At 43.7% G+C, this 24,494-nt stretch carries 20 protein-coding genes; 7 read left to right on the forward strand and 13 right to left on the reverse strand.

Going from position 1 to position 24,494, the window contains the following annotated elements; translation table 11 throughout:
- Positions 1-41 precede the first annotated feature (41 nt).
- Positions 42-1,496 (reverse strand): hypothetical protein, encoded by a 1,455-nt coding sequence (locus NO992_RS13230; protein WP_371377809.1) that lies wholly within the window; start codon positions 1,494-1,496, stop codon positions 42-44.
- Between the two features lie 236 nt (positions 1,497-1,732).
- On the opposite strand from NO992_RS13230, the gene NO992_RS13235 reads away from it, so the two are divergent.
- From NO992_RS13235 to NO992_RS13245, 3 genes are all read left to right on the forward strand, one after another.
- Positions 1,733-3,106, forward strand: coding sequence for an MATE family efflux transporter (locus NO992_RS13235; RefSeq protein WP_371377812.1), 1,374 nt, complete (start codon positions 1,733-1,735; stop codon positions 3,104-3,106).
- Positions 3,090-4,055: a GyrI-like domain-containing protein gene (locus NO992_RS13240; protein WP_371377815.1), complete on the forward strand. Its 966-nt coding sequence runs from the start codon at positions 3,090-3,092 to the stop codon at positions 4,053-4,055. Before NO992_RS13235 ends, NO992_RS13240 begins: the two co-directional genes overlap by 17 nt.
- Before the next feature lie 103 nt (positions 4,056-4,158).
- Positions 4,159-4,575: a GNAT family N-acetyltransferase gene (locus NO992_RS13245; protein WP_223229711.1), complete on the forward strand. Its 417-nt coding sequence runs from the start codon at positions 4,159-4,161 to the stop codon at positions 4,573-4,575.
- Here the strand turns inward: NO992_RS13245 and NO992_RS13250 are convergent.
- A complete protein-coding gene (locus NO992_RS13250) occupies positions 4,572-5,024 on the reverse strand; it encodes a HugZ family protein (RefSeq protein WP_371377818.1) in 453 nt (150 codons plus the stop codon). The genes NO992_RS13245 and NO992_RS13250 overlap by 4 nt on opposite strands.
- 198 nt (positions 5,025-5,222) lie before the next feature.
- Between NO992_RS13250 and NO992_RS13255 the strand changes: the two genes are divergently transcribed.
- Positions 5,223-7,247: a methyl-accepting chemotaxis protein gene (locus NO992_RS13255; protein WP_371377821.1), complete on the forward strand. Its 2,025-nt coding sequence runs from the start codon at positions 5,223-5,225 to the stop codon at positions 7,245-7,247.
- Between the two features lie 211 nt (positions 7,248-7,458).
- Positions 7,459-7,890, forward strand: coding sequence for an antitoxin Xre/MbcA/ParS toxin-binding domain-containing protein (locus NO992_RS13260; RefSeq protein WP_010369474.1), 432 nt, complete (start codon positions 7,459-7,461; stop codon positions 7,888-7,890).
- A gap of 233 nt (positions 7,891-8,123) precedes the next feature.
- Here NO992_RS13260 and NO992_RS13265 read toward each other — a convergent pair whose 3' ends face one another.
- From NO992_RS13265 to NO992_RS13300, 8 genes are all read right to left on the reverse strand, one after another.
- Positions 8,124-8,513 carry a YbaN family protein gene (locus NO992_RS13265; protein WP_371377825.1) on the reverse strand — a complete coding sequence of 130 codons (390 nt, stop codon included), beginning with the start codon at positions 8,511-8,513 and terminating at the stop codon, positions 8,124-8,126.
- On the reverse strand, positions 8,510-9,100 hold the full coding sequence (locus NO992_RS13270) for a biliverdin-producing heme oxygenase (protein WP_371377828.1): 591 nt from the start codon (positions 9,098-9,100) through the stop codon (positions 8,510-8,512). Before NO992_RS13270 ends, NO992_RS13265 begins: the two co-directional genes overlap by 4 nt.
- A 67-nt stretch (positions 9,101-9,167) precedes the next feature.
- A complete protein-coding gene (locus NO992_RS13275) occupies positions 9,168-11,891 on the reverse strand; it encodes a TonB-dependent receptor domain-containing protein (RefSeq protein ID WP_371377830.1) in 2,724 nt (907 codons plus the stop codon).
- Positions 11,892-11,975: 84 nt separating this feature from the next.
- Complete coding sequence (locus tag NO992_RS13280) at positions 11,976-12,941, reverse strand: FecR domain-containing protein (protein ID WP_371377833.1); 966 nt, start codon at positions 12,939-12,941, stop codon at positions 11,976-11,978.
- Between the two features lie 10 nt (positions 12,942-12,951).
- Complete coding sequence (locus NO992_RS13285; RefSeq protein ID WP_039491173.1) at positions 12,952-13,422, reverse strand: sigma-70 family RNA polymerase sigma factor; 471 nt, start codon at positions 13,420-13,422, stop codon at positions 12,952-12,954.
- Positions 13,423-13,630: 208 nt separating this feature from the next.
- Complete coding sequence (locus NO992_RS13290) at positions 13,631-14,833, reverse strand: iron-containing alcohol dehydrogenase (RefSeq protein WP_371377836.1); 1,203 nt, start codon at positions 14,831-14,833, stop codon at positions 13,631-13,633.
- 78 nt (positions 14,834-14,911) lie between these two features.
- Positions 14,912-17,269, reverse strand: coding sequence for an alpha-glucosidase (ygjK, locus tag NO992_RS13295; RefSeq protein ID WP_371377839.1), 2,358 nt, complete (start codon positions 17,267-17,269; stop codon positions 14,912-14,914).
- Positions 17,270-17,346: 77 nt separating this feature from the next.
- Positions 17,347-18,093, reverse strand: coding sequence for an ABC transporter substrate-binding protein (locus NO992_RS13300; RefSeq protein ID WP_017219007.1), 747 nt, complete (start codon positions 18,091-18,093; stop codon positions 17,347-17,349).
- A gap of 180 nt (positions 18,094-18,273) precedes the next feature.
- On the opposite strand from NO992_RS13300, the gene NO992_RS13305 reads away from it, so the two are divergent.
- Both NO992_RS13305 and NO992_RS13310 read left to right on the forward strand, forming a co-directional pair.
- Positions 18,274-18,789 carry an acyloxyacyl hydrolase gene (locus NO992_RS13305; protein ID WP_371377842.1) on the forward strand — a complete coding sequence of 172 codons (516 nt, stop codon included), beginning with the start codon at positions 18,274-18,276 and terminating at the stop codon, positions 18,787-18,789.
- A 392-nt stretch (positions 18,790-19,181) separates the two neighbouring features.
- Entirely contained in the window at positions 19,182-20,417 is a 1,236-nt protein-coding gene (locus tag NO992_RS13310) for an MFS transporter (RefSeq protein WP_017219009.1), read from the forward strand.
- 340 nt (positions 20,418-20,757) lie between these two features.
- On the opposite strand, the gene NO992_RS13315 is transcribed toward NO992_RS13310, so the two are convergent.
- The 3 genes from NO992_RS13315 to NO992_RS13325 all read right to left on the reverse strand — a co-directional run bounded on the left by NO992_RS13315 (position 20,758) and on the right by NO992_RS13325 (position 24,386).
- Positions 20,758-21,828: a hypothetical protein gene (locus NO992_RS13315; protein WP_371377846.1), complete on the reverse strand. Its 1,071-nt coding sequence runs from the start codon at positions 21,826-21,828 to the stop codon at positions 20,758-20,760.
- Positions 21,829-21,903: 75 nt separating this feature from the next.
- On the reverse strand, positions 21,904-22,956 hold the full coding sequence (locus tag NO992_RS13320; RefSeq protein ID WP_010604068.1) for a hypothetical protein: 1,053 nt from the start codon (positions 22,954-22,956) through the stop codon (positions 21,904-21,906).
- A gap of 191 nt (positions 22,957-23,147) precedes the next feature.
- A complete protein-coding gene (locus tag NO992_RS13325; RefSeq protein WP_010604067.1) occupies positions 23,148-24,386 on the reverse strand; it encodes an NAD(P)/FAD-dependent oxidoreductase in 1,239 nt (412 codons plus the stop codon).
- Positions 24,387-24,494: the final 108 nt, after the last annotated feature.

Here is a 24,494-nt window from a genome sequence, read left to right on the forward strand (position 1 = left end):
ATAAGTGGTGATAATTTGGTCGTTACCACCACTTGTCAGGTTTAATCGTTAAGTGTTTTTTTAATCAACAAACCCGCCATAGAGATATCGGTCGAATGTGTCATGGGCGCATTCTCAAGTCCCACAGCGCTTAACACGCCATTTTGAATGGTTAAGTCTTGGAAACTGGCGGAACGTGCGGTGCTAGTGGTTTCAACAGCAATATCGGCTAGGTTTTCAATGTTGATTTCCCCAATAAACGCCTTGCTATGTTCAACCCAGCTATTTGTGTCCACTTGTACACCACCAGTATGGCCGTACACAAATAATGTGCCGTTGCTGATCTTTACTCCACGTAGCACATCTTCTTTATCTAAGTCATACCAATAACGCTCGGCAGCCCTTTCACCATGGTAAACTTTTACTAAACCAATATCCCATTCGCTTGAATATCTTGTTCTACCCGTTTTGCTGCGACGTGCCGATACACCAACAAATACACTGTCTTGATGTACTTGAACATCCTCTACTAACGATGAGTCAGTATCACTGATAAATTGTTCATTGAGTTGTTCACCGTCTACATTAAAGGTTTTTACAATCATGTGCATCGCACTTTGATCCGTGTTATCGGGTATCGCATGGTTGGTCGAAAATTTATGATTGTAGGCAGGAATTGCATCAGTACTAATATTTTGCACTGTGTATAAGAATCCGTTCTCAGAGAGCGCCATTTCAATTGCTTCAGAAGCACGCGAGCTGTTAGCCCAGTAACGAATATCAATCAGCTTTTGCCACTTAAGTTGGAGGTTTACGTCGTATTTCGCAATCTTTTGACCTCCGTTGTTATAACTGACGTACAAGTTGTTGTCATGGCAGGAGAATTTTACATTGTTAAAGCGCCACCATGTAATGCTAGTTTGCGTGTATGGAATTTCACTCAATGGATTGTCTGTCGGAATAATAGTGAATGGCTTTTTAAGCCAAGCACTCTTATCAGCTGGGATATCATATTTAACGTCCATTGATAACGCCTTCATTTTAGCACTTTGTAGCAAAGTCCCAGAGCCATCGTAGCGTTCAAGTTGTACACTGAACTGATCAGTATCTTCACGTTTAAATCGGCCTATGGCGTATTCTCCTGAGTCAAAAACACAGGCATCAACAAATCCTTCTTGCGTTTGTTCATATTGATAAGTTTGGCCATCTAGGTTCGTGATCGCATAAAAACCTTCTTTATTACCTAGTTCTTCAACACTTGATGTTTCTCCGAGCACTAATAGTTTGTTGTCTTTTAAGTTGAAGACGCGCTCCAAAGTCGTGGTGTAACCCAAGTTGCTCGAGTAAACATGATTGTTTTGGTCCAGTGCCGTGATATTGAGTTTGTTTTCTGTGGGAGTGGGTGGTGGCGTGACCGTTTTGGGTGGTGGTGCTTGGTCTTGTGAGTCAGTTGAAGAGCCACCGCAACCAGTTAGTAGGGTAATAGTTGCAACTGCAATAGTTAATCCTAAACGCATAGTAAAATCCTTTCAAAAGTGAATCAAAGAAGTAGAGGTTACAAAATATACTAACTTAGGAACAAAATAGAGTTGTAAAAGAATGTTATCGTAGCGGGATTTTTGTTATGCCGGTTTTTGTGCGTCAATTTCATCAACTTCGCAATATTTGAATATTTATCTTTGTTTGGAATTTGTAACCTCTCCATATAAGTAGTTTTACCTTGCCATGTTATGGCAACTGAGGATTAGTTTACATGAAAGATAAAAATCAATTAGGGCTTGTGCAGCTCGCCGAGATGCCCATATTAGCGCTGTTTATTCGAACCTGTATTCCCATTTGTATCGGTTTACTCGTTGTGGGTTTATATGCCTTGGTCGACGGCTGGTTTATTAGTCGCTATGTGTCAGAGATGGCATTTGGCGCTGTGGCCATGGTTTACCCGCTGCAAGTGTTAATGATAGCGCTAACCGCTATGGTATCTGCAGGTATGGCGGCCACAATTACAAGATTAATCGGTGCAAAGCAAATGGATAAAGCCGCGGAGGTTATCGGTCATGGACTGATAATTGGCGGTATAGTTAGCGTGATATTCTTGGTACTTGGTTGGCTTTATCCACTTGAGCTCTTATCACTTTTGCAAGTGGAAGCGGTTTTTGTAAAGGATGCGCTTAGCTACATACAGCCGTTATATTTTTGTGCCATTACCGGAGTTTTATTACCTATTGTGGCTGATATGTTCCGTGGTCAGGGTAAACCGCAGTTGATGATGCTGTTGTTATTAGTCTCAGCTGTACTCAATATACTGCTTGATTATCTATTTATCGCGCAATTTGGTTTGGGGGTTGCAGGTGCGGCATATGCGACAATCGCAGCTCAATTGGGGGCTTTGGTTATTGCGCTTCAGCTCAAAAGAAAGCGTACTGACTTGCTTGCGATTAAGGTGTGTTGGAAACCTCGTGCTTGGCTACCGATCCTCGCAATCGGTATGCCTATCTTAATCACGCAATTTTGCCTTGGCGTGCAAACTGCGGTGGTTAACTGGCAGCTGTTGTCTTTTGCAAACGAAAATTGGGTAGTAGCCCACGGCATGCTGGGACGTATTATTAATTTCGCAATTCTACCCGCGATTGCAATGTTGATCGCATTTCAAACTATCGTCGGCTATAACTTAGCGGCAGGACATAGTGGGCGAGTAAGAGCGTGTACGCGTATTGCTTTTTTAGGTATGACAGGATTTGTGCTGTTATTGACGCTAGGGTTGATGGGATTGCCGAGGCTATGGCTGAGCCTGTTTACCGAAGCGAGTGAATTTCTCGAAATAGGAGAGCGCGTTTTTCGCTCAGCCCTTTGGGGGATGCCGCTATTTGGCGTGGTAATTTTAGCATCTGGATTTTATCAAGCAAAAGGTGATGCCAAACGCGCTTGTTTTTACAGCGCCTTGAAGGTGATGTTTATTCTAGTTCCATTAATCGTTATTGCACCGCACTACTTTGGCTTAAATGGTGTATTTATGGCACTTGTAGGGGCCGATTTTATAGCGGCAGGGTTAACACTTATACTGTGTTGGCGGCACTATCAACAAGCTAAGAGCCAATCGGGAGAGATACAGCTTGCATCAATCAACTGAGCAAAAGTTAAGCGCTGAAGAGATATATTTAGGGCGGTTACAACCTGTCATTGAATGGGTGCATAGCAATCCAGAGTCGCCGCTTTCATTACAGCAAGCGGCGAGCCTGAGCCATTTTTCTAAGTTTCATTTCCAGCGCATTTTTGCAGCTGTGATTGGTGAATCTTTGAGCCAGTACACTAATCGCGTGAGGTTGGAGCGCGCGGCCAATATGCTGTTGCTAGCCGAAGAGTACAGTGTGACAGATATTGCGCTACAGTTTGGTTTTTCTGGCAGTGCAAACTTTTCGCGAGCATTTAAAGAGCACTTTGGTGTGACTCCTTCAAGTGTGCGAAAAACAGAACAACTACGTAAGCTGGTGGCAAAAAATAACATTGAGCCGACACTTAACACGACACAACTAACCCGGATACACGCATTAAGAGCTGAGCGACACAGTGTTATTCAGCCGGTTAAACTACACTCTATTTCACAGCTATCCTTATGTACATTACGCGCGTCACAAGGCTACCAATTGCAAGGAATAAGCGCCTGTTGGCAGCAGCTTGCGGCGTGGGCTAGTGCACACGGACTGGATTATAGCCAAGTACAAAAGTTTGGTTTTGGTCATGATAATCCCGTTTTTACGCCACTAGATAAAGCGCGTTACGATGGCGCAATTGTGATTAACGATGAGTTAAAATCTGCGGTGACTCGGCCATATAAATTCAATGTGCTCAGCGCGGGAATATACGCAATTTTTGATTACCGTGGAGCAATTAAAGACTTGTTGAGTTTCCAATTAGATATTTTCGCCAAGTGGCTGCCACAAAGCGGATACGAGCCAGAAGATGCGCCCTTAATAGAACATTATCCGGAAGTAATTTCACAAGAAAATGAAGGCTCGCCAAGTGAAAAGGTGATTGCGCTGGAAATTTGGTTAAAGGTCAAGCCGCTAAAATTCAAATAAAATTAAATTGTTAAAATACTTTATTGGTGTTTTTTTTAAACTTCACAATTCGCCCACAAACTTTAAGCATGATCAACCGTACACCAAGCGGGAGATTAAAAAAGTGGTTGAACTAGAGTTAATTCGAGTTGATAAATACAGTGAGCAGACTTTTACACATTTGCTAGAAGCGAGTCATTATCAAAAGCAAGTGGGCTCGTTTGAACTGTGTAGCGCAACCAATATCGCCTATCTTTTTTATGCAGATGGTAAGCTGGTTGGCTTTACCGTAATTGGTATTTCAAACCGCCGAGAGTTTGAAGTCAGTGCGCTTTATATTACTCCTGCCGAGCGCAGAAAGCGTTACGCCACTGAGTTTATGGCACACATTTGGTCGGTATACAAAGGCCGTTGGAAAGTGCGTATGCAAGATAAGATTGAAAGTTCGTGCGGTTTCTGGCGCAAAACCTTGGCTGACATGACCAATCAATCGCAACCGCATGGACGAGAAAGCGAGTATGAACACGCTTTTGCAGTTTAGTACCACTCCTGCTTTTCTAGCCAAAATGCACGGCCAAAACCGCCTACATATCGAACCCTAGCCACTTCAATTCGCCATAGGTGAAAATCACCGAGCATGGCATATTGCTGAGCTTTTTCGTGCTTTATTACGAATTGTGCAATCAGGTTTTCGCTATCCACTCTTGGTAGTTTGTGTGCATGCCCAAGAATAGTAACTCGCGGATTTTCAACATCTTCAACCGCGCCATCACCAAGCACCATAAACGAAAGTGCTGGGTGTTTGGCTAAATTCTTGGTGTGCTGGGCGATATCACTAATAAAGAAGTAAAAGTGATTATCTTCAAGAAAAACATATTGAGCGATAGAAGAAAAAGGAAAGCCTTTTTGATTGTTAGAGAAGGTAGATAAAAATGCGCTCTTATGGCTTTGGCATAAGGTCTTTGCTTCGTTGATTGCGGTTTCTCTCATCTTGTTATGCTCTTAAATAATACATCTTCTAACTGTTATGATCGCTAAAACTAAAAATAAAATCAAAAACTAAGTAAGCAAAACCGCAAATTTGAGGCTACCTTTTTAAAAGGTATGTTGGTAATTTTTAGAGTATTTACTTGGTTTTTTATCTCGTTTGTAACATAGTTTGTTTACTCAAAATAGAGCAATGACATTATGCTAAGTAAACTAACAATAAAACAAAAAATTACTTTAGGCTTTAGTGCATTAGGCGTGCTGCTGTTACTTGCGTGCGTGCTTGCCTATTTAGCATTGGCGCAAATAAAGTCAGCTAATCAAAATATGGGGCAAGTCACTTTGCCTATTCAGCGCAGTGCTGACGCCTTGCAACTTGAGCAGCTTAAGCTCAGCAAATTGATTTCCCAAGCTTATACCCTCGAAAGCGAGCAAGATATTAATCGGGCTCGACAGCAATTTACCACACAGCAGCAACTGTATGTTGAGCGTCAGCAACACTTAACGTCATTGACGCAAGCCATGCCTGAATTTGTCACACCATTAAAGCAAACTCTGGCGCTGGGTGAGCAGCTCAGTCGTGCCGCAGAACAAATGTTGCAGGCCAAGGCTGATGTTGTACAAGCGCAGCAACGGATCCAATCACAATATCAAGCACTGAAACAGGATAAAGAACAGGCCAGCAATGCCATGCTGGATCTTGAGTTAATCGAGACAGACAAAACACGGCAGTTGGAAGAAATGGTCGGCACCGGCGTTCGTATTGACGACATGTTGTTTACCTTGGAAAACAACAGTCAGCGGATCAGCGGATTAACCCTCGAGCAAGTAGAGCAACATCAGCAAGACATGCTGTTCTTGTTAGATAATATTGAAAATAACTTAACGTTTTTGAAGCGCCAAGCCTATGGCATGGATGCAGATGATTTGTTAAATCAGTTTAGTGAGGGTATGACTAAGCTCAGAGAAAAGCTGGGTGAGCCTGGTCATCTTTATGTTGCGGTACAAGAGAAACTGCGTCAGCAGCAACAAGCGGCGATGTTATACAAGCAGTCAGAGCAGCATGCGTTTGCCATTTTAACTGAGCTTGAGAAAATGCAGCAAAGCGCTAATGCGGCGTTTAATCGTTCTCAAAATAATGCTGAAACCCTTATCGAGCGAGCGCAAAATACCGCCATTTTATTGGTAATTGTCTTTATTGCTTTAGGTGCGTTTATCTCGGTTTCAACCAGCCGAGCAATGCTTGGGCCGTTGGCTGCGGTGAATAAAATGCTCAAATACCTTGCTGCTGGAGACTTTTCGAAACAAATGAGTAAGCGCAGTGATGATGAATTTGGTCAGTTAATTGATAATATCAATCAGGTTAAAGACAATCTTCGTGCTTTGCTAGAGTCAATCAATAACCAAGTTCATGAGTTAGAAGGACTATCGGAATCATCATTAAGCGAAAGTAAACAAATAGCCAATAATGCGACCGAGCAAATGCGCCGCATGGATAATGCCAATCGCTTAGCGCAAAGTATTTCAGCTAGCGCTTTGGCGGTTTCCGAGCGTTCGTCAGAAAGCCTCGCGAGCATCCATACCGCTAACCAGCATAAAACAGAGGTCAGTAAATACACTCAAGACAACAAACAACATATTCTATCGCTCAGCACTCGTATGAGTGAAGCGGTAGAGAGCATGACCAAGTTGACCACACATAGCGAGAACATCGGTAGTATCTTGGACACCATTGTTTCTATCGCTGAGCAAACCAATCTGTTGGCGTTAAACGCAGCAATAGAAGCGGCTCGAGCTGGTGAGCAGGGGAGAGGGTTTGCTGTAGTCGCCGATGAGGTTAGAACGCTTGCGTCTAGGACGCAAGAGTCGACCAACGAAATTAACCAAATGATCGCAGCACTGAGACAAGATACACATACCGCCTCTGAGGCCATCAATTCCGGCCAGCGTGATGTTGCCTCATGTGTTAAACAAAGTGAGGCACTAGCCAGTGCCATGGATGAAATTGCCAACGCTATTTTACAGGTTACGCAGTTAAGTGAAGAAGTGAGCCAAGCAGCTGATCACCAAGCGACGGATTGTCAGCAAATTGAGCAGGTGATGCTAGATGCGCAAAGTACCGCAAACGATAATGCTCAGGCGATGCAAAGCTTGGCGAAAGGCAGCGAGTCGCTCAGTAGCTTCTCGCATCGCCTAGCCACTCTCGTGGAGCGATTTAAATTGTGAGGCGTTCTCTAAATTAACTTTATATTTAGTCATGTTGCTTATTCTTAAAAGACATATGGATAGTATGCGCTATTGAAACTTTGGAATAACAATCTTAGTATTATCGGAAGTGTAATTTAGTTTGTTCTATTGCATAATATTGGTTAAAGAATGGGTTGTGCTTGTTAATATTTCTGTTATATTCATCCGCATTATTTGATTTGGGGTGTATATGCAGCATCGTAGTCCAGCAACAAATAGTTTCCAAACAATATTAAATGAGATTGGCTTAACGAGCGAAGTGAATCCCAACAAACGTCTGGAAGACAGTATTCCGTTCTCCATTTTTACCGATCTTGCCTTATCGCTAAAGCTTGATAAGTTTGATTTAGCGAAGGCGATGGGTATATCACCATCAAGTTTGATAGAAATCGCGCAGAATAATAAGTTTTCTCGCTCACAGAGCCAGCGTTTTTATAAGATGATAATGGTGCTTGATGAAGCTTTGACGCTTTTCGAAGGAGATTGGGATTCTGTTATCTTCTTTGTGAATAATCCAGCGATATGGCTTAACGGAAGAAAACCGCTTAGCCTATTTGTGAACAATGAAGGTGTTGCGCAGGTTTCAAGTTTAATTAAGCGTCTAGAACACGGCGTAATATAGAGTAAAACTTGGCTTGCAAATAGTGCCAATTCGCTGAATTTAGTAATCTATTTTGAGGCGAGAAACCTTGTCGATAACACCCTCTAACGCGTCCTGCAATCGCCAAGGTATCTGCATCCATGTAGGCAAGGTGGAAACTTTGCTATTTAGTTACTCTAGATAAGAAGTTTTTAACGCAGTTAGCGCTAAAACTGTTTGCTAGAAAGGCATTAATTATCCGAAGCACAGGTTACTTAGTAACGCTTTGATGGTCTGGAATAAATATAAGACATCACTGCGATCTTTATACTGCCAACTACACAGGCCAGCCAAGCCGCTGGGGAGAGCAAAATAAGTAAAGCATAACTTGCAGCCATGCCCACTGTTGCCATGATTTTGGCCTTAAGTGGAATAACCTTATATTGCTTCCATTGCGTTAATGAAGCGCCGAACCTTGGGTGATTTAGCAGCCACAAGGCCAGCTTAGGAGAAGCTTTTGAAAAGCACGCCAAAGCCAGAATAAAAAATACAGTGGTTGGCATGACGGGCAAAACAATACCAATAACACCGAGGGCTACAAATAGGTATCCGCATAGCAGTAGGGCTATTTTTTTATAGTTGGCTAAGGCGGCTTTAAACATCATGAATAAACGTGTGCCTGAAATGCTTGGAAACGGGTGAATGCCTGGCGAGCACCTTCAATTAGCGCCTGTTCTTGCTTTTCGCTTAGTTCAATTGAGTCTATGATTTGCACAAGCTCTCGCCAAGCGCTGCCGCGACCAGCTCCTGGACCTGCTAGATATCGAGCGCCGTGCTGCGCATCAAAATTGAGCTTGGCCCCAACTTGTTTACCCAGCATGGCTGCACCTACCTTTGAGCCCTCGACTACATATAGCCAGCCGAGTGCCGAAGCGACATCGGTATTGCTGCTTACTTCTGGCCTTAAATAGGGATCAGGGATGGTGGTTTCAAGGTCGATAAAGTCTTGTTCAAGCAAACCTAAGCGGCGACGCGCGGCCAAATCAGGAATAAGCGCTAACAACCCTGGATGTTCATATAGGGCGCTCACATCTTTTAAAAAATAAAACTGTAGTCGTAAGAAATCGAGATAGCTTTGTGTATTGGCGAATGGGTCTTGCGCCATAATAGATTTGTCTACATTGTCGTGGGTATCTGCAGTTGCATGTTTTAAGTTTTGCGCTCGAGAAGGTGCAGAGGTAACGGTAGTCATTGATGCTCCAAGGTGATGTAAAAATATAGCGCTGTCTTTAAGCAAAAGTACAGCGCGTAAGTGTTTATTAAAGTTTGAGTTCTAAGCCAATTGAAATGGTTTGGCCAGGTTCAGGCATCGCAACGATTGAGCCGGTTGAAACCTTATACTGATCGGTCAAGTTGGTGATCGCTAGGTTGCCTTTGATGCTGTCGCTAAAGATATAATCAAGGTAAAAGTCGAGCTGATAGCCTGCTGGAATATACTCAAGTGCAGTTACCCCAGTCCCTGCCAAAAAACCACCTGGATGATGTTTCTCAGAGTGCTTTTTGTAAGTAAAACCCGTATCAATTGTGTCGTTAAAGAGTGTCATACCAAGCGTTGCGATATAGCTTTTTTCAGGCGGCACACGAAGCGGTGTTAAACTCCCCGCGAAGCCAGTGGCATTACAAGTATCGACACCTGCAGCTTCAGCCATTAAGCGCGAGCACATTTTGACGTCGGTGTACTTTGTGTAAGATAGCCTGCTGTAAAATAAGTCGCTTTGGTAATGAAGACCAAATTCCGTGCCAGGCAGTTCAAACTTATCATAGTTGGTAAAAGTGAACTTTTGATCCCATGAAGGTGCATCGGGTTTAGGTAAGAAGCCCGTAGCCAACATACTTTCAATATTAGTGTAGAAGTACTCCGCCGAGATAATTAGCTTATCCCCGTGATTGAGTAAGTTGCTAAAATCACTCTCAAAACCAATATCATACGATTTCGTTTTTTCGGGGGTGATCGGGTAATCACTGGAGTAAGAAAACACCTCATTAGAAACCGTTGTTTCGTACAGGTTTGGCATACGATATGCGTTGCTATATTTGGCTTTAATGGCAGTATTATCAAACAGTTGATAATTTGCTTGTACGGTCACATCGGCTTTAGCATCAAATGTAAGCTTTTCTCCTGTTTGATAGTCCTCATTCACCGAGTCGTGAAGGTTTACGTTCAGTGCAAGCTCTACTGGTGCAAGATCGATATTGGCATTTGCAAATAACGCTCGTTTTGTTTGCTTACCGTGTCGTGAAGTTGACTTTAATTTGAAATCATCAGAGTGCCATGGGCGCTTAAAGTTGTTTTTCCAGTCTCTATGAGGCGACAACTCTTCAGCCTGCCAAGATAGCCCGTATGTCAATGTCACAGGCGTATTTGCAAGCGATAATGCGGAGGTATTAAATACACTTACCCCGTGGCGTTTGTTGTTAAAACGGTGGAAGTATTGCCCTGCATTTTCACCTAGGTTACTGCCAAGGGCATTGTACTGTTGTAACCTCGCGCTGGTACGCCAAACGTTAACACTGAGGTCGACTAATGAGTTATTACTTGGTAAAAAGCGGTATAGCGCGCTAGTACTATTGACCAGAGCAGAGCCCGGAGCCCACTGCGGCATAGTTTCTACGCCTTCAGGAATTTCTTCGGATATCCATTGTTCTTGGCCATTTTCATCGATCACCTTCCAAAACTTGGTGTCGCCGACTCTTTGTTTGTACCAGTAGGTGGCCAGCATTTCTCCTGCTTCTTGCTTATGGTATCGTGTGTTCACCTCTAATGATTGTTCGTCCGTAAACGCATAAGTTAGTTTGGCAAGATATGAGTCGCTTTCAAAGCTTGTATTGACGACTTCGCCATTTTGGTTAACGGGTGGTGGGATCAGAATGACTTCTGTGACTTCATCATACTGTTTTCCATGCTCGGTTGAAGGCACCCAGCGAATGTACTCTTTAGACTCAACGAAATCGTTAAAGCCATTTTTTCCGGCAAAGTAGTTACCGACCTTTTTCTTACTGTAAGCCAGCACCGCTTGTAAGTTATCCTGTTGGTAGGCGGTTGCTAGCGTAAATCCACCGCCTGCAAAATCGAGCGTGTCATTGTGGTTGCTTACCTCGTAATAACTTTGCAGGCTAAAGCTTTCAGGTACTTCAGGTGTTCTATTGTTGTTATGCGTATTAACCTTAACCAAAGCGCCATAACGCTTACCATCTTGGAGAATATCTTGCGTGCCTAAGGTGCGGATATTGACTGTTCCGCCGATTGCGCCAGAGCCAAATGGTGATGCTTTGGCCGATGCGCCTTTTTCAACATTGACCGAGCTTATCAGGTTTGAATCGATATAGGTTCTATCCGACGAGCCCATATAGCCGCGGTTTGTGTGCGTTGATTGCAAACTGCCATCGATGAAAATTGGTACTCGTCCTTCGCCTTGGACTCCACGAATACCGATATCAAGCGCACCAGCTTCGTTTCGAATATTGTTTGCCTCTATACCTGAAAACGTTGAGAAAATATCCGAGTTAGATAAACCTTTGGTTCGAGCAATCTGTTCACGATTAAGATTGAGTTTATCGCCTTTGACAGTGATGACTTCAATATTATCTTGCGGATTTGGTGTTTGCTTGTGCTTAGCCTGAGTGTTATTGGATTGGCCTTTTGCTGGCGTTAACTCGCTAATCGCCGCTTTAATAACGATGTTATTGTCGATAATACTCGCCGTTAGCGGACTACCTTTCAATGTACGTTCTAGTGCCTCGGTTAAACTTACCTCCCCTTTGAGTGCTGGGGCTTGCAGGCCATTTAATAGTTTCGCATCGGCAATTAGATTCATACTCGCAGCCTCAGCTACCTGCGTTAAGGTATGGCTAATAGGTTGCTGCGCAAGATTAAATTGATATATAGCAACTTGACTCTGCGCGGTTGCAGGCAGGCTCAGGCTAAGCCCGAGTGCAAATGCTAAGGGAGTGAGTCTTGTGTTTAATACAGAGCGAGTTCTCATTATGATGCGTCCAAATAAATTACCTAAGATGAAAACGAATGAGAATGAGAACTCCTCAATAAAAATCTGAATATTTTTATCTTGTCATCGAGAATTAACTATAACTACATGATTATTAGTCTTTTTAACTTCTACTGGCAGGGCGTGTGGTAATAAGTTTAAAAAGCTTTCGAGCTCTGATGCTAAAAAAGTACCCGAAATTACCAATTGCTCAGTTGATTGAGCGGTTAAGGTGTAACTTATCGCATGATGTCGTTTAAATTCCTCAAATACTTCACTGAGTGGCGCATTGTCGAACACGAGTCGCCCTTGCTTAAATGCATCGACGAGATTGAGGTTTGGATCAAACTCAGTCTTAGTAATGCCGTCACTATCCACAACCGCCATTTGACCTTTTCTCAGCTCCATTTGCTGATGTTGGCTTTGCACGTTTACACGACCATGGTCCACCACAATGCGAATGCTATTGGCTTTTTTATCAACGGAAAAGCGGGTACCTAATACGGTAATTTTTGTGCTGCCGGCACTAATAACAAATGGTCGGCTTTTGTCACTGGCAACATCAAACAATACGCGTCCATTGAGTAGCTTATTACGGCGCCGATTGCCATCAAAATCAATCGCGAGGGAAGTTTTGGCATCTAAGGTCAATAGAGAGTTATCGGGCAGTGAGATAGTGCGCAATTCGCTTCGTATTGACTGATAGCTGGCGTGGAAGTTGTCGTTGTCAATTTGAAAGAACCAAGTTTGATAGCCAAAGAAACTCAACGCAAAAAGTGCAAAGCATGCAGCAATGGCGAAGTACCGCTGAGCTGTCTTTGATTTAAGCTTAGAGTGTGTAACTGGGTTCTCTAATTGTGCAATGTCTTGCTCTGAAAATTGCGATAACAGTTGCTCAACCTGTTTACTTTCTTGATAGGCTGTTTGGTGCGCACGGCTTTCATCAAGCCAACGACTGAGCGCTTGCTGCTGCGCTTTATCGAGCCCTTGCCTTTCAAGTGCCAGCCAATGGTTTACTTGCTGTTGTATTGATACATTATGACGGTCCATTGCGATTCTCTTATTGTTTTTGTAATGCGTTACGGCAAGCAAGCATGGCAGTTGCCAAGTGTTTTTCGACCATGCTGACAGATATCCCCATTTGCTCTGCTATTTGTGGCTGGCTTAAGTTTTTAAATTTATAGAGCACAAATGCTTGCTTGGTTTTTAGAGGTAGGGAGTCGATACTTCGATTAAGTAATGCCAGTTGTTGTTGACTTGCAAGCTTAGCCTCGGGCTCATAATAACTTGGCGCGACTAATTCGAAGTCGTCGGGCTCAGCAACGGTTTGATTTTTGCGATACTGATCAATCACAATGTTTTTCGCGGCTTTAAAAAATAGTGCGCGCTCTTGCGTGTTATCCTGCTTTGGATTGCTGTTTTTATAACTTAGTATTCGGGTATACGCCTCTTGGACTATATTTTGAGCTTTGTCTTTGCACCCCACTGAACGAGCGATATAACTTAATACTTCTGAGTAATAACGTTCCAAAATACACCAGTTTGCTTTTCAAAAGTCGCGCATACTAGCATTAAAAATGATTATTGAGAATTGTTTTTATTTGCGTTTGTTGGCTTTGAATTGTTCGTTAATATATTTTATATTTTTAGTGCTTTTGCTTAAAAGTTGGTTGTAAGATTATGAAAAAGTTAGTTTTATTTTAAATTTCTTTGGATCCAAACACTAAATGAAGTGCTTATTAAGGCGTAGGAGCGATACCTTTGATAATGCGCTGGCAGGCACTGGGATCCATAAAATGGGGCACCGGATAATCCGGATGTGCTTCTTTTAGCGCCAGCTCTGCGAGTAGTGCTGCATCATCAGGGAGTACTTCGGTGAGCGTGGTTTGGATATGTAAATCAAGCAGTAAGCGCTTAATGTGCTCTAAAAGATCATCTGCTTGGCGCTCGACGGGATAGTCTAACGAGGTTAATCCACAGTATCTGGCGATGAGCGCGAGTTGCTGATTAATGCGCTCACCATACCAGGTTAGCACGGGCATGAGTAACACCGCATTGGCAAGCCCGTGCGGCGTACCATATTGAGCGCTCAATTGGTGTGAAATTGCATGCACGTAGCCGACAGAGGTTCTGGTAAAAGCTTGTCCTGCGTAATGGGAAGCGAGTAGTAGTTGCGCCCTTGCTTCAAGATTTTGTGGGTCTTGTTGTGCTTTGGGTAAATATTCAAAGATGGCTCTACAAGCTTCAAGTGCACGACCGCGGCTAAACTTAAGACAGTTAATGCTCAGTAGTGCTTCAATGGCGTGGGTTAGTGCATCAATTGCCGTAGTCGCGGTGATATGTGCGGGCATACTTGTGGTTAATTCCGGTAATAACACGGCATGGTGCGGCACTAAACAAAAGTCAGTCGCGGCATATTTGGCGTGATTGCTAGGATCGTTAACAACGGCGGCAACGGTGGTCTCCGAGCCCGTTCCTGCTGTTGTTGGGATCGCGATATTCGGCGGTAGGCGTTTTAAGACTTTAAATAACCCTTTGAGTTTAGTCACCGGTTTGTTTGGCTTGACAGCCCGAGCACCGATCAGCTTGCCCGTGTCGAGTACCGAGCCGCCGCCAAGCGCGATAATTGCTTTACATTGATGCTGTTGGTAGACCTTTAGACCGTCTTCGACGTTTGCTATGGTTGGGTTGGGTAAAACATCTGCGTAATAATGCGTGACTAACTCTGACTCACGTAGTGTGTTTTCCACAACCTGATGCAAGTTGAGTTTGAGCAGCACTTGGTCGGTCACGACTAAGACGTTATCTCCGCTTTTTAACCCCAACGCCTCAATGGCGTCTAACAACCCCGTTTTTCCCTGATGTAATTTGGGGTTCGGGATCCCGATAAAAATAACAATGCACTTTAGGGCAAAGTGGTAAATACGGTAAAACCAACTCATTGCGATCCGTCTAATTTTGTTTTTGTATCATCTAAAAAATGTAGACGGATCATCACTGAATTGCTAGCAAATTTTCGGCTAATTTGTAGTGATTTGCTGCGAAACTAGCTTTTCTTCTTTAATTGGTGTTTTGGGCTTGTACATCTCAAATGCTTCTATCATGAGCAAAATATGGGCCGCGCTCCATGAAAAGTTCGGTGCACCTTGCTGCTCGCCGGTGAGTGGATTGTAGTTTTCGCGAATAGGCGCGTTTTGCAGCAGACCATCCGCATTTTGCATAAATCGCTGAAACAAAGTGTTCGCTTCAGTTTCATAACCATAATAACTTAGCCCCATCAAGCCAAAATACAATTGGTCAAGCCAGACACGACCACGCCAATAGATGTTTGCGCCAAATGCAGGATTGGTCTGGGATGCAGAGCCTAGAGGAATATAGGTGTTGAATTCACTGGGGCTGAGCATTACTTCAGAGACGCGTTTAGCATGATACGTTGTTGCTACCTGATTAAAGAGCGGAGCCCAACCCTCCGGGCCGCGACCACGCTCAATTATTGGTTTCCCTGCACAGCCATTTTCAAGCGGTGATGGGGCAATGCGAATGTCGTAGTAGTATCCGCTGTTATCGTCGAACATGCAGCGGTTAATATAATCGGCGATTTGCTTTGCTTGTGCTGCAAAGGCGTTGGCTTCCTGTGGCTTAGCCAAGATAGTTGCGATGGTACTCAAGTTTTTGGTGTCAGAATAAAAATAACTGGCCCCGTCAACCGATTCTTGCATCAAAGAGTAGCCTAGCAGATGGTCTTGGGCGTCCATATTGCTAGCAAATTCGACTTGCCAGTCTTTAGCATCGCCACCTTGTTTCACATAGATCTCAAGCTGCTGTGGTGAGATAAAACCAAAGTTAGCAGCATCGTCTCTTCCAGACTCCCATGACGCTGCGGTCTGTGCGGGAATACTTATTTGTTTACCTTGTGCTTGCGCATCACGATAGGCTTTTAGCCCAAAGCGGGCATGCTTTTGCTTTCCTTCATGTAGATAAAATAACAACTCACCCGCTTGGTTATTATGGTGTTTATCTATGGTTGCACCAAATTCAGGAATACCATTTTGGTTGTGATCACGGTTGCGCAGCCACCAATCGCGATAGGCGACAAGTTTAGGGTAAATTTGTGCAAGCCAAGCTTTGTCTATGCTGGCATGGTAGGTATTCAACACCGCCCAAGCGGCCAGCGAGGGTTTTGAATTCCGTTCGCTCCAATTACCGCCATCGCCACCGCGTTCTGGTGGCAGGTTATAACCAATTAAATCGGGTAATAAGCCTTTATCTTGGGGTCTCACAGGATCGTTAGCGGCTATTTGATAGGAAAATACGGCATCAATGTTGGCCTTGGCTAAATCTGGTGCAAATAGTCTCAGCGCTGATGCTTGTTTCCAGCTGTCCCAAGGCCAAGTTAAATTGCCGGAAAACCAGCGCGCAGTGACCGAAGGCGATACGGTATCAAACGCGATTGCCCCTGCAGGCGCTCGCCAGTTACCAATGAGGGTTTCAACAGCTTTTATCGCCAATGTTTGTTTATCTCGTGGTAAGGTTTGGTAGCGTGCTAAATAGCCTGCCCAGCGAGCTTTAGAGCGTTGCCAATACGTAACTGGGGATGAGAGAATTTTGGCAACGATTTTTGCTGTTCGTATGCGTTCTTGTTGATTGTGGACATAACTGATCGCGGTATAAAACTGTAGATCACCTGAGGTTTGCGCCTCGCTATAATAACGGTTTTTTTTCACCTCATTTTTGAAAGGGATTGTGCGGGTGATTGAGTACTCGTTGCTACCAGAGGTTAGAAGCGCCCACGGATCGCGAACACGACCAAAAGTGGTACTGATCCCACTTTCGCTGGCAACCATAGTTGGTGCGAGCTTAGGGTATTGTTGGTCCAGTGTTTGTTGATCATTAAGCTGGTGGAGTAATTTGCCGTCCAATTTTAAAGTAAGTCGTTGCTTTGTATGAATAGTGGTTTGAATAAGAGAAACACGCTCGCTAACAAAGCGTAAGCGGAGCGTCACCGTCGCGAGCTCATGTCTAAGCGTTTGCACCAGCTCTCCGGGCAGGCTGTACTGCGCTGCATCAAATTGCAATTTGGTCTCACCATGAAAAATTTGTAGGCGCTCAATACGTTCAAATAAATACGTTAAATACTCTTCAGTGATAATCGCGTTACCCGTGAAACCACCATATTCCGCAGCGTTATCAGGAAGTAAGTGACCATGCCATGCGCCGTTATCAAAAAGTGGTGAATAGGGACTATGGCCAAACTTGTCTGCGGGCTTCATTACCTGAGGGTGACCAAAGCGTGAAACCGCGTTAATGATTTTTGGGCTTGCGTACGTTTCGCATGCTACAAAGAGCATGAGTAATACCATTCCTGTGAGTACTTTCATTTTTATTTTTTGAATAAAATATACAATTTTTAAAATGCTATCACAGCGACGTACAAAGTTCAGTAGCAAACGATGAATTACTCGTCGATGGGGCAGCCGACGTCAACCTTTTTACGTTGCATTTGCACTCGTTCAGCGGCGGCGCGTAGCCGATTTATATATTCTGGAGGGGCGCTGGGGTTGGCGGTTAAATAGAGGGTTTTACTTAACTCTGGAACTTCTAGCACTTTGTCCCATTGCTCCACTAAACCCATTCTAGCAGCCATTCTATCCACAAAATTTTCGGCACCAAAAATAAAGTCAATTCTACCTCTTTCAAGCAGCTCACCTGCACGACTCAAACTAGTTACAGATAGCATGTTCTTATCGGCGACAAAGCCTTGTGCTTTTAAATAGTTTTCGGAAAGTTGATCGGCCGCAACAGCGACAACATGTTGTTTGATTTTCCATATTTCCCACTCTTGCTGATCGGCGATATCAGCACGCTTATAAAAGGCGACCTTTAGCTCACAAAGTGGCGCAATCCAGACATGGTTTTCTTCACGTTGCTCCGTTCTGGCGATCGAGTAGAGCAATGAATAAGGGGATTTTTTGGAGAAGGCTTTTGCGCGAGTCCAAGGCAACATATAAATTTGATAGCTTAGCTCTGCTTCCCACATAATGAGGCGTACGATATCAGTGGCAAGCCCAGTAATGGTGCCGTTCTTTTGCTCTATCTGGTACGGAGGAAAATGCTCGGTATAGATATCTACTTTTGTCGGTGCTGCGGCTAAGGCACTAAATACACTAAATATCCCTATAACGCTCCCAATTATATACTGCATACCACATTCTCAAGATCGTTTTTAACAGTATAACTCATAATTTGTTATTGGTTTTGGTTAAATTAATGTACCCATTAAAATTCCATGTTGGTGCTTTCTTGGCAATTATTATATGGTTTTTTGGTGTCTTTTAAGAATTAAATAACGGCGTAAAATTGCCCTTGTTGTAGAGGAGTCGTTATGCGCTTAGTTTTTTTCTTGCTTATGTTGTTTGTGTCTACTTACTCACATGCTAGTGAAGTTGCAGTTGATTATGTGATGGGAGAGGGGGATGTAAAAGGACTGCGGCTTGGGTATCGTCCCTTGCATTATAGTTTAGCGGATTATGGTTTTGGCGAAGGTGCCTATGTTTATTTTGAGCTGAGCACCAACTATTGGGAATACGGTAAGCCAACACGTTCAGATACGACGTTCGCTATTGCATTGTCACCAGTGCTTAGTGTTCCACTGACCGAGTTTGCTGGAAAGCCGGTAAATTTTGAGTTTGGGATTGGCATGACTTACGTCAGTGATACTCGATTTGCGGGCAAAGACATTGGTGTTCACTATCAGTTTGAAGACCGCATTGGGCTTAGTGTTAATTTGAACCCCAGTACTAAAGTTGGGATCCGATATCTACATTATTCTAATGCTGGTTTGAGTGACCACAACCCCGGTCTTGATTTTTTGAATGTGTTCTACGTTAAGCGGTTTTAACGCTTAATTTCATTGAGTTAGTTTTATCTCCCTTTGTGATTTCAAGGATGAAATTTTTTCTTACTAAATAACCTGAGCTGCGGATAATTAATGCCTTTCTAGCAGCCAGTTTTAGCGCTAACTGCGTTGAATTCACTTCCAATAGCCAGCTATTGGTGCGTAAATTCGCCTTGCTTTCCCTAAAACTTGCTGGCTAGACAAGGAAAAAACTAAGTTGTGCGTTAGCAACGATGAGCTGGAACATTCCTTATCCAAACCTCAGGTTAAATAACGTCATTTTTTCTTTATAGAGTTCCAGTTTTCAAGATAATAGAATGCAGTTAAACGCTTGACCTAAACTAAGGTTTAGGAATTAGGGTTCTGCATAAATCAATAATAATCAAGGAACATCAATGGAGAATAGCTCTGCAATTGAGCGGTTAAAGCGCTTTACACCTTTAGTTTGGGTAATGCTTGTTGGTAACTTTTTCGTTCGCGCTAGTTACTACATGGTATGGCCTTTTTTGGCTGTTATTCTTTACGAAAATTATGGACTGAGTGCAACAGAGGTCGGTTTATTGCTAACGGTGTCAGCGACTTTCGCCGTATTTTTGGGGTTTTATACGGGGAATCTCGCTGATCGCTTTGGTCGCACCAAAATGCTCTACACGGCAGTGTTTGTTGGTGTGATTTCTTTTTCACTGTTGGCTGTGGCTGAGTCGTTGTGGTTGTTTGCAACCTCAGTGTTTTTAGCTTGTCTACCTAGGACGCTCTGGGATGCGCCTAGTAAAGCGTTACTTACTGAAGAACTTGCCGACGCAAAAGACAGAGAGCTTGCATTGCATTTACTCTATTTCCTCGTGAATGTGGGGGCGGCTTTAGGACCATTGTACGGTCTATGGGCAGGGCTTAATGGTGAGCAGTTTAGTTTTATCTATACTGGCATTTCGTATATTGGTTTGTTGCTCGCGCTGCTTTACTTTAGACCTAAACTGAGTGAAGCGCAGACTTCCGCTTTGCAGTCTGCCGCTCAGTCGGTGCCTAAGTTCGCAAAATGGCTGGGGATCTTACGAAAAGATAAAGTTTTTTTAATTGTGCTCATCGCTACAACTTTAGTGTATTTGGTTTATGCGCAATGTGACTCTAGCTTAGTGCAGTATTTGACGCGTGCAGAGGTCCCTGATCTGGCTTGGCTAATTTCTAGCTTAATCATCGCAAATTCTAGCGTGATCATCGTTTGTCAGTTTCCATTACTACATCTGATGCGTAATTGGCGTATTGAAAATAGGCTCTATGCGGGTGGCGTGATATTGATCATTTCACAAGTCATGATGGCCTTGAATGATGTGCAAAATATCTGGGGATGGATTGCAGCCATGATGGTGTTGAGTCTGAGCGAAGCAATTATGTTTACTAACATCAATGTCTATATTGACAGGTTGGCACCAGATAACCTGAAAGCTAGCTATTTTGGTGCTGCTGGCTTGTGTTCATTAGGGTATGCATTAGCGCCTATTTTAGGCGGACTTATATTAGATTTTTACTCCGGCATGATGCTGTTTATCATCATGACCTTAGTATCTATCACCGCACTTGGGTTTTATCGCATTGCTGAGCTGAAGCCCAAGACGGCGGCTGAAGCGATATAGCTTAGCTAACTCGGTGACCTAAAAAAGGTCACCGCTTGTATTTATGTTAGGGTCTGTTGATCTTTCAAGTTTGTTTTTGCAGCAGTTTGACTGGTATTTATACAAGGCAGAGCCTGCGTAGCATAGTTATTCTATGTAAGTTAGGCGATAACACAGTAGAAATGCCAATCAAGCGCTGCCCTTTGGGTTCACCTGAGTGCGCTTTGTTCATTGTTGCTCAACTTTCGCCTAGATTACTAGGCGGCAAGTCGAGCGTCGCGACCAAAACACACTCAGGGGAACAAAAGTCAAACAGCAAAGGTCAACAGGCCCTAATTATCCGAAGCAAAGGTTAGTTACTTTACTTACCCGCCATTTTTTGCAAGTAACCCAGACGTTGACGCTCGGCAGCCGAGGGCTGATATGGGCGCTTCTCCAGTGCGTCAAAGTAGAAATCAGTGATGTGGTATTCGGTTATTTTGCTATCACCAAACTGCGCAAGCTCTCCGGGCATTGGCGACATTCTCTCAATCACAAATGTTTTTAACGTGAACTGGGATGGGCCGGATTTAGCTGAAAAAGGAGCAAGCACCGACTGATGTGCTTTTAAGTTGAATACCTGTTTCCCTTCACTTAACTTTTGTTTTTCAACCAAATGACTGATTGGTGTGCCATCGCGAGTAAATAGATTTGCACGGATACGATAAGTACCACTTTGCTTTACTTCAAGTTGCAATGGAATTATCAAGTCAGCTTGCTCGGGGTAAGGTTTAGCAATGGCGAGCAGTGTGGCGCTGGGTTGGTAATAGCGAATACTTGCCGTTAATGCCACGGCCTTAGCCGAGCTTGGCTTGGCACGCACAACGACATTCAGCTCTTGAGGCCATGTTGTCTCGCCATCGACCGCACCAAGCCAAATACCATCAGACTCTTTGAGGCGGGTGGTGGATAAGGTTTGCTGTGATGTAGGATCAAGTATCGTTGCAGTTGCATTAGAAAATTGACTACCAGATAAACTTATCTCGATAGTAGCGGGGTGCACAAAGCGATATTGATTCAGCGATAAAGACACCCGTTCGTTGTTTTCTTCAATTGGCATTTCGACGGCATAGAAATGATTTGGATTGAGCCTATCAAAATCACCTTTGCCAAGGGGCTGTGAGTAAGGAGGTAGCGAAATACTATACTCATAATGTGCCGCAGCTGATTGCGCAGCTTGTGCCAGTGGTAGTGATTCAACCAATGATTGTTTTTGTGTTATCGCAGTTTTAGGGGTGGTGGGTGGCGTTGTTGTTGGTGTCAAAATAGGTGTGGTGACTTGTGGGGGGGCTGCTAACTCAGGCGAGGGCAGAGCTTCGCGCTGCAAGGCAAAATAGCCTGCAGTGATACAGATCACAATAAGAATGACACTAATCAACAAAAACTTTTTCATAGCAATACTCGGTTAATATAAGGAACTGCATGGAGCAGTTCCTTGGGTATAGAAATTAGCAGAATAACCGTTAAGTTACAGTGAGTTTAGTATTAACTGTGAAAAACTTTGTGAGTTAGACTCGCTAACATAACGGTAAGTCTTTTTCCAAAACCAGCTACCCGTTGTTTCTTCATAGGTGTTGTAGCTAATCGTTTTATAACCCGCGTTAAACTGAGTACGGGCCGCTGTTACTTTGCCTTGGTATCCAGCATCTGGCAGGTTACCGTGGCTATATTCCGCGCTCATTAGTAGTGGGTAGTGGTATGGCATAAAGCTAGTCACTGCATCATCTTGAGAGGCTAACTGACCGTTGATAGCAACGCTTGTACTACAACTACCAAAGTCGCCTTTTGTCGATGCACCACAAGAAGAGTGTGTTGATACAACACCATCATCATTACCTGGTAAGAAACCTGAAGTGAGGCCGTAGTAGTCGCTGGCATCAGCGACGAAACGTAGGCGAGGTGCGTTGTCACTAGGGTACTGAGCAACTTGTCGCGCGTTATTCACTTTTAAATCCCACATGATACCAAATTCTTCAGGCATGCTGCCAAGCCATGCCTCAACCGCTTGGCGAGTTAGTTCACCTACTACGCCACCAGAAGTCGCAGCGTTGATAGCAGTGTCTGCGAGTTCGCTTCCGCCACCCGCACCTGCAAGGTCAAAAGTAGCAACGATATTAAGTGGTTGAAGGCCCGCATTTTCAAGCCAAGTTGCTTGGTTATCTAAGATATAGCGCGCAACCAAATCACCCGTTGAGTGGGTAACAAAGACACAGCCTGGATTACAAGTGCCATTTTCTGCAAATGCTTTTAGCTTTGGCCAAATATAATCTGTTGCGATTTTGCCTTGTAGGCGTTCATAAGAAGGCCAATCAATACGTTCATCAGCGTGGTTTATCCAAAAAGATGACCAGTATTCTTCACCCTCAAGCTCGACGTTGGTACTGTTAGGGCGGTTAAGTTGGTCCGCTTGAAAGCCATGAATTAGAATTGTTTTATATTCAGCGGCCTGCGCGGGAGTTGCAAGTGCAGCGCCTGTTAATAACGCTGAAAGTGCAGCAGTGTATACAAAGTTAGTTTTCATTGTCTAAGTCCTTTAAAGCGCCAAGTGCCACATCTATGGTCGGCCTACAACAAAATTCCCCACTTTGTTTAATCGTCAGCTCGGGAAACTATAGGCATCACACAACTACTTTCACTACTACTGAAACGCATCTTTGTTAGTATATTATGTGGCGTGAGAAACTATTCCCACGCCGGTCTAAAAAGCTAAAATCACGCCATTTCAGGATTGTTATGGAGTTCAGATAGCAGGTTCAGGGTTTTCTCGCTGCGGTTTACAAATGGGTTAGTCTCATCCCATACATAGCCCGCAAGCACAGAAGTGATTTGGCTCTTAATTTTTTCAGGCTTGTTGTCTGAGAAAAATAGGCGGCGCAAACGTCCGTCGTACCAGCCTTCAATGTAGGTGCGCATGACAGCAATACCTTTAAGCATATGCGCCTCATAATCTTGCTGCCAATCTGCTTCCTCACCATTTAACTGAGCGACTATGAGATCAGCGGCGCGCGCGCCTGATTCAATCGCAAACATAACACCGGCTGAAAATACAGGGTCAATAAATTCACTGGCGTTTCCGGTTAGCACAAAGTTTTTGCCGAACAGTTGTTTAATACCTTTTGAGTAGCCTTTAATCTCCTTTGGCTCCATACACAGTGCCATTCCTTCCAACATTGCTGATGCATGCTGATCGCGAGCAAGGTAGGTTAAAAAGCGTGTTTTAGCATCGCCCTCTGCACTTTCCAAATACTCAGGGTTACCAACAAAACCGACTGAAACACGACCGTCAGAGAAAGGTATTAGCCAAACCCATACATCCTCTTCGTGAACCAGAATCGTTACTTTATTGTTTTCAGCCCCAGTCTCTATACCATCAGCAGGTTTAAATTGCGCAAACAAAGTTGCGCGAGTTGGCGCTGATGAAGGTTCATTTAAATCAAGCAGGTTTGCGAGTACTCGGCCATAGCCGCTTGAATCAACAACGAATTTGGCTTGAATTTCCTGCACATCACCGGCCTCATTGACTACCTTAATGATAGGCTCTTCTAGATCCATGTTGGCATCGACTACTGAAGTGCCAAATTCGATAGGAGCACCCATTTTTTGCACTTCTTCAGCCAGTACATTGTCAAAGTCATCTCTTGGTACTTGCCATGTCCATGTCCAGCCATCGGTGTAATTTTTAGAGAAATCGAAAAACTCTTGGAAGTCATCTTGTTTAAAATTAGCACCGATTTTCTTTTGGTAATTGCGTGCGACTAACGCATCCATAAATCCAGCATCTTCTAGATGCTGCATACTTTGAGGTAGAAGACTTTCACCGATGACATAGCGTGGAAAGTGGCTACGTTCAACGATCTTCACGGTTAATCCTGCTTGAATTAGCTTTGCAGCGGTCATTGTCCCAGCAGGTCCAGCGCCGATAATAAGTACATCTACATTTTCCTTAGCCATTTTGTAATTCCTTAATCATATATTGTGAGAAAATGTGGCAATTAATTAATCCTAGAGTGAAGAGGGGAGCTCCCTTTAATGCCTCACTCTAGAAATCTAATTTAACAT

Source organism: Pseudoalteromonas sp. DY56-GL79 (genome assembly GCF_041414765.1).
GTDB lineage: Bacteria > Pseudomonadota > Gammaproteobacteria > Enterobacterales > Alteromonadaceae > Pseudoalteromonas > Pseudoalteromonas piscicida.